Raw genomic sequence first — 6,136 nt, 5'->3', positions numbered from 1 at the left:
GGGTTTTTCATCGGCCCGACGTTGTTCGACCACGTCACCCCGGAGATGTCGATCTACACCGACGAGATCTTCGGGCCGGTGCTGTGCATGGTGCGCGCCCACGACTACGAAGAGGCGCTGCGGCTGCCCTCGGAGCACGAGTACGGCAACGGCGTCGCGATTTTCACCCGCGACGGCGACACCGCCCGCGACTTCACCTCACGCGTGCAGGTCGGCATGGTCGGTGTCAACGTGCCGATCCCGGTGCCGGTGGCCTACCACACCTTCGGCGGCTGGAAGCGCTCGGGCTTCGGTGATCTCAACCAGCACGGCCCCGCGTCGATCCAGTTCTACACCAAGGTCAAGACGGTGACGTCGCGCTGGCCGTCGGGCATCAAGGATGGCGCTGAATTCGTCATTCCCACTATGAAATAGCGCCACAATGGAATTCTTTGGTCTCGACGACGACGAGCGGGTGATCACCGAGACGGCGGCCGCGTTCGCCGAGAAACGCTTGGCGCCGTATGCGTTGGAGTGGGACGCCACCAACCACTTTCCGGTCGACGTGCTGCGTGAGGCGGCTGCGCTCGGCATGGCGGCGATCTACTGCCGCGAGGATGTCGGCGGCAGCGGGCTACGCCGGCTCGACGGGGTGCGGATCTTCGAGCAGTTGGCCACCGGCGATCCCACGACGGCCGCGTTCTTGTCGATTCACAATATGTGCGCCTGGATGATCGACACGTTCGGCACCGAAGAGCAGCGCAAAATCTGGTTGCCGCGGCTGGCTTCAATGGATGTCGTCGCCAGCTACTGTTTGACCGAACCGGGCGCCGGTTCGGATGCCAGCGCGTTGAGCACCCGCGCCGTCAGGGACGGTGGCGACTACGTGCTCGACGGTGTCAAGCAGTTCATTTCCGGCGCCGGCGCCTCAGACGTCTACGTGGTGATGGCCCGCACTGGCGGCGAGGGACCGCGCGGAATTTCGGCTTTCATTGTCGAAAAGGGGGCTGCGGGGCTGAGTTTCGGTGCTCACGAAGCGAAGATGGGCTGGAATGCGCAGCCCACCGCGCAAGTGGTGCTGGACGGGGTGCGGGTTCCCACCGACGCGATGCTGGGCGGCGCCGACGGCGAAGGCGCCGGCTTCGGGATCGCGATGAACGGACTCAACGGCGGGCGCCTCAACATCGCCGCATGCTCGCTCGGCGGTGCCCAGGCCGCCTTCGACAAGGCGGCGTCGTATCTGCTGCAGCGGCAGGCGTTTGGCAACGTCCTGCTCGACGAGCCCACGATCCGGTTCACGTTGGCTGACATGGCCACCGCGCTGGAGACCTCCCGGATGCTGTTGTGGCGGGCGGCAAGCGCACTGGACGCCGGTGCCGCCGACAAGGTCGAACTGTGCGCGATGGCCAAACGCTATGTCACCGACGCCTGCTTCGAGGTGGCCGACAAGGCGCTGCAGCTGCACGGCGGCTACGGTTACCTCCGGGAGTACGGTCTGGAGAAGATCGTCCGCGACCTGCGCGTGCACCGCATCCTGGAGGGAACCAACGAAATCATGCGGGTGGTCATCGGCCGGGCGGAAGCCGCGCGGGTCCGCGCCACCGCATAGGAAGGCCACGGCATGCCTGATACTTCCCGGGTCGCTTTCCTTGGGCTGGGCCACATGGGCGGCCCGATGTCGACGAATCTGGTTGCCGCCGGCCATTTCGTGCGAGGATTTGACCCCCTACCCACGGCCGCGGCAGCCGCGACTAAAAACGGCGTCGCGGTATTCGATACCGCGCCCGACGCGGTGGCCGACGCCGATGTCGTGATCACCATGCTGCCCAACGGCGACGTGGTCAAGCGCTGCTACGCCGAGATCCTGCCCGCCGCACAGCGCGGCGCGCTGTTCATCGACAGCTCGACCATCTCCGTCAACGATGCCCGTGAAGTGCATGCGCTGGCCGAGTCGCACGGCTTCGCCCAGCTCGATGCGCCGGTCTCAGGCGGGGTACGGGGTGCGGTCGCGGGAACGCTGGCGTTCATGGTGGGTGGTGACGAATCGGCGCTGGACCGGGCGCGGCCAGTGCTAGAACCCATGGCGGGCAAGGTTATTCACTGCGGCGCGGCCGGCGCCGGTCAGGCGGCAAAGTTGTGCAACAACATGGTGCTGGCCGTCCATCAGATCGTCGTCGGCGAAGCTTTCGTACTGGCAGAAAAGCTCGGGCTGTCAGCGCAGTCGCTGTTCGACGTGATCACCGGCGCGACCGGCAACTGCTGGGCGGTGCACACGAACTGCCCGGTGCCCGGCCTGGTTCCTACATCGCCGGCCAACAACAACTTCGAGCCTGGTTTCGCGACCGCGCTTATGAACAAGGACTTGGGCCTGGCGATGGATGCGGTGACCTCGACCGGTGCGGCGGCGCCGTTAGGCAGCCACGCCGCCGACATCTACGCCAAATTCGCGGTCGACCACGCCGACAAAGACTTCAGCGCGATCATCGAAATGCTGCGCCAGTCCTAAACGTTCACGTGCTGGCCGCGAGCTGCGAGCGCTTCCGGGCGATCCACCATCGCCGGTGCAGCTCTCGGCAGCCCGCGGCCAGCAGCGGGTGGGCGCCGTCGTAGCCCGACCGTACGGCAGCCGCACGAGTGAATTCGCCTTCGGTGGTGTCGCCGCACGTGACGAGCAGCGCCGGCACACCGGCGGCCGTCGCCGCCCGCAATCCGCGAGCTGAGCCCTCGATGGCAAGTGCGCTCTGCGGCGTTATTCCGAACTCCCACAACGCCAGGCGGTACAGCTCGGCATCACCGTCTGCTCCGTCCAGGTCGTCAGCGGTCACGATGGTTTCGACCAAGCCTTCGCCGATCAGTTGACGCACCACGGTTTCCGCCCACGTCCGCTCGCGGGTGCTGACCACACCGACCCAGATGCCGGCGACGAACAGATTCATGACCAAGTCGATGAGTCCTGGGCGCGGCGTGAGGTCGCCGTTGCATTCGACGTCAGCCAGCGCGTCGTCGGCGTCGAAGATCACCGCGCGCAAAGGTGCTACGTCAGCATCGACGGGTCGGGCCCGGTCCCACCAGAACGTCCGCCGTCGAAGGGTGTCCGCCGGCATGGTCACATCCATAGCGTGGCCGGGCGCCGCCGGCGGGGCTTCCCCCATTAGGGGGATTCCGCGTGGCGATCTTGACTCGTCGTCCCGTGAGCGGCTCTATGGTGATGCCATGGCGGCTTTGGACAGTGGTCAGGCCACCAAACCTGTTCGGCTGGTGCTTGTCGACGACCACGAAATGGTCATCGAGGGCCTCAAGGCGATGCTCGCCGCGTTCAAGGACCGCGTGCAGGTGGTCGGTCATGCGGTGGGCGCCGAACGCGCCGTCAGCGTCATCGACACCCTGCAGCCAGACATCGTGCTCTGCGATGTCCGCATGCAGGGTTCCAGCGGCCTCGACCTGTGCCTTGAGCTGCGCGAACGCGACCCGAACCGCAAAATAGTCATGCTTTCGGTCTACGACGACGAGCAGTACCTGTTCCAGGCGTTGCGGGTGGGTGCGCGCGGCTACCTGTTGAAAAGCATCAGCAGCGACGAACTGGTGCGCCAGCTGGAGTCGGTCCACCACGGCGAGACGGTGATCGACACAGGAATGGCGGCCCGCGCGGTGGATACTGCGGCGCGGATGCAGCGTGACGAATTCTGGCCTGGCGCACGTCAGGGACTGACGCAACGCGAGAGCGAGATTCTGTCCTACATGGTGACAGGGTTGTCCAACCGCGGCATCGCCAACAAGCTCGTCATCGGCGAGGAAACCGTCAAAAGCCATCTGCGCTCGATCTACCGCAAGCTTGGCGTCAGCGACCGAACCGGCGCGGTGGCTACCGCGTTGCGGGAAGGCATCTACCGATGACCGACCGCGCAGCTCCGTCGAACGCGGTGCGCGACGTTGTCGGCGCCGACCGTGAGCTGGCGCTGCTGCGCGAACTCATTCAGGCTGCTTCCAGCGGGCCCGGCGTCGAACCGTTGGCAGCCGCGGCCGCGCGGATGATCACCGCGGCTACCGGAACCGACGTCTGCTTTGTCCATGTCCTCGACGACACCGACCGCTCACTTACCTTGGCCGGCGCGACGCCCCCGTTCGACGGCCAGGTGGGGAAGATCCGGTTGCCGCTGGGCTCCGGCATTTCCGGGTGGGTGGCCAGCCATCGTGAGCCGGTGGTGATCACCCACGACAAGGAAGCCGATCCACGGTACTTGCCGATCCAATCGCTGCGCGGACGGGATTTCACCTCGATGGTGTCGGTGCCGATGGAAACCGACCCCGGCGGTTTGGTGGGGGTGCTCAACGTGCACACCGTGCAGCGCCGGGAATTCACCGACGGTGACGTCGAGCTGCTGCGGGTCATCGGTCGGCTGATTGCCGGGGCACTGCATCAAGCGCGGCTGCACCGGCAGCTGGTGGCGCGCGAGCGCGCGCATGAGTTGTTCGTCGAGCAGGTCATCGAGGCGCAGGAAATCGAACGCAGGCGCTTGGCCGGAGACATTCACGACGGCATATCGCAGCGGCTGATCTCGCTGTCGTACCGGCTTGATGCCGCCGCGCGGGCCGTCGGCCACGAAGACCCGGCCGAGGCGTCGCAGCATCTCGACGAGGCCCGCGAACTCGCCCGGCTGACGCTGGAGGAAGCGCGCTCCGCGATCAGCGGATTGCGACCACCTGTGCTGGACGACCTCGGGTTGGCCGGCGGGCTGGCCAGCCTGGCGCGGTCGATGCCGCAACTGGATCTTGAGCTTGAGCTCTCCGATGCCCGGTTGCCTGAGCACATCGAGCTGGCGCTGTACCGCATTGCGCAGGAAGGACTGCAAAACGTCGTCAAACACGCCGACGCTACCAGGGCGCGGCTGCGGTTCGCGGTTGACGACGACATCGCGCGGCTCGAAATCGTCGACGACGGAATCGGTTTCGACACGTTCGAGAATCCGTTGGGTGGCGACGAGATGGGCGGCTACGGTGTGCTGTCGATGGCCGAGCGCGCTGAGCTGGTCGGCGGGCGGCTCAACATTCGGTCACGGCCGGGCGCGGGGACGGCGGTGACGGCAACGATTCCGCTGCCGCCGATTCTGGATTAGCGGCTAGAAGTCGCCGGCGTTGTGCCGCAATGTCTCGATCGCCGACACCAGCGCCTGCGATTCAGCCTCGGACATCCCGATATCGGCGAACACCTGCTCGTTGAGTGTGACGGTGGCGTCCTCGACTGTCGAGCGGCCCAGCTCGGTGATCTGTACCAGCGTGGTGCGACCGTCGGTGGGGTGCGGTATCCGCTGCACCAGCCCGTTGGCTTCCAGCCGGCGAATCGCATGGGTGACGCTGGTGACGTGGACTTGCAGCCGGTCGGACGCTTTGGTGATCGGCAGCGCGCCGGTGCGGCTGAACGCCAGCAGGCGCAGCAACTCGAAGCGGGAGAAGCTCAGGTCGTAGGGCCGCAAGGCATTTTCCACCCGGGCCAGCAAGATCTGGTGGGCACGCATCACCGACGTCACTGCGACCATGCCCTCGGCGACGTCACCCCAACCTGCGCGCTCCCAGTTGGCCCGGGCTTGGGCGATCGGGTCGCGGGTATCGGATCGCTTGTCGGGTTCGTCGGCGGCCACGCCCTTTCTTACCGCACTTCGCGACCAATTGCCGCCCCCCGGGACAATGCACTCGACCTGGTCGAGCAGTTGAACAGACCGACGGAGGTGACAATGCGCTGGCGCGGTGTTAATCACGTCGAATTCGCGGTATTGAACTACAACGATTCCGTTGCTTTCTACGACGCGATGTTCGGGTGGCTCGGGTATATGAGCTTTTGGACGCTGGACATCGAGTACCGCTCGACCTACTACATGGCTCGATTCCCGGCTCCGCACAGCTATATCGGCATTCAACCTGCCCGCTCCGGGTCGAAGATGACACACGCTGATCCAGCGGTAGGCATCAACCACATCGCGCTGTGGGCCCGGAGCCGACAGGAGGTTGACCGTTTCCACCGGGAATTCTTGCTCCCGAAGGGGAAACGCGTGACCGACCAACCGACGGAATACCCTCACTACACGCCCGGCTACTACGCCGTGTTCTTTGATGACCCAGTCAACGGGATCCACTGGGAACTGGCACGCGTGCCTATCATTCC

8 protein-coding genes are annotated in these 6,136 nt (G+C 65.6%); 6 read left to right on the top strand and 2 right to left on the bottom strand.

Annotated elements, in window-relative coordinates:
• From VFA16_RS02375 to mmsB, 3 genes are all read left to right on the top strand, one after another.
• The coding region (locus tag VFA16_RS02375; protein ID WP_324966273.1) for an aldehyde dehydrogenase family protein at positions 1 to 414 on the top strand (414 nt) is incomplete at its 5' end.
• A 7-nt stretch (positions 415 to 421) separates the two neighbouring features.
• Entirely contained in the window at positions 422 to 1,588 is a 1,167-nt protein-coding gene (locus VFA16_RS02370; RefSeq protein WP_324966272.1) for an acyl-CoA dehydrogenase family protein, read from the top strand.
• Positions 1,589 to 1,600: 12 nt separating this feature from the next.
• Positions 1,601 to 2,485: a 3-hydroxyisobutyrate dehydrogenase gene (gene mmsB / locus VFA16_RS02365; RefSeq protein WP_324966271.1), complete on the top strand. Its 885-nt coding sequence runs from the start codon at positions 1,601 to 1,603 to the stop codon at positions 2,483 to 2,485.
• 4 nt (positions 2,486 to 2,489) lie between these two features.
• On the opposite strand, the gene VFA16_RS02360 is transcribed toward mmsB, so the two are convergent.
• Entirely contained in the window at positions 2,490 to 3,083 is a 594-nt protein-coding gene (locus VFA16_RS02360) for an HAD family hydrolase (RefSeq protein WP_324966274.1), read from the bottom strand.
• A gap of 109 nt (positions 3,084 to 3,192) precedes the next feature.
• Between VFA16_RS02360 and VFA16_RS02355 the strand changes: the two genes are divergently transcribed.
• Together VFA16_RS02355 and VFA16_RS02350 are read left to right on the top strand one after the other, a co-directional pair.
• On the top strand, positions 3,193 to 3,873 hold the full coding sequence (locus VFA16_RS02355; protein WP_324966270.1) for a response regulator transcription factor: 681 nt from the start codon (positions 3,193 to 3,195) through the stop codon (positions 3,871 to 3,873).
• The gene (locus tag VFA16_RS02350; protein WP_324966269.1) at positions 3,870 to 5,093 is read left to right on the top strand and encodes a GAF domain-containing sensor histidine kinase; all 1,224 of its coding nucleotides are present in this window, start codon (positions 3,870 to 3,872) and stop codon (positions 5,091 to 5,093) included. The genes VFA16_RS02355 and VFA16_RS02350 overlap by 4 nt, the downstream gene beginning before the upstream one ends.
• Before the next feature lie 3 nt (positions 5,094 to 5,096).
• Here the strand turns inward: VFA16_RS02350 and VFA16_RS02345 are convergent, their stop codons facing one another.
• A complete protein-coding gene (locus VFA16_RS02345) occupies positions 5,097 to 5,615 on the bottom strand; it encodes a MarR family transcriptional regulator (RefSeq protein ID WP_324966268.1) in 519 nt (172 codons plus the stop codon).
• A gap of 93 nt (positions 5,616 to 5,708) precedes the next feature.
• On the opposite strand from VFA16_RS02345, the gene VFA16_RS02340 reads away from it, so the two are divergent.
• On the top strand, positions 5,709 to 6,136 hold a 428-nt coding region (locus tag VFA16_RS02340; protein WP_324966267.1), incomplete at its 3' end, for a hypothetical protein.

Origin of the sequence: Mycobacterium sp., from assembly GCF_035653355.1 — a bacterium.
Classification (GTDB): domain Bacteria; phylum Actinomycetota; class Actinomycetes; order Mycobacteriales; family Mycobacteriaceae; genus Mycobacterium.
The sequence above is the reverse complement of the archived record's forward strand: the minus strand, read 5'-3'. Positions and strand labels throughout refer to the sequence as shown.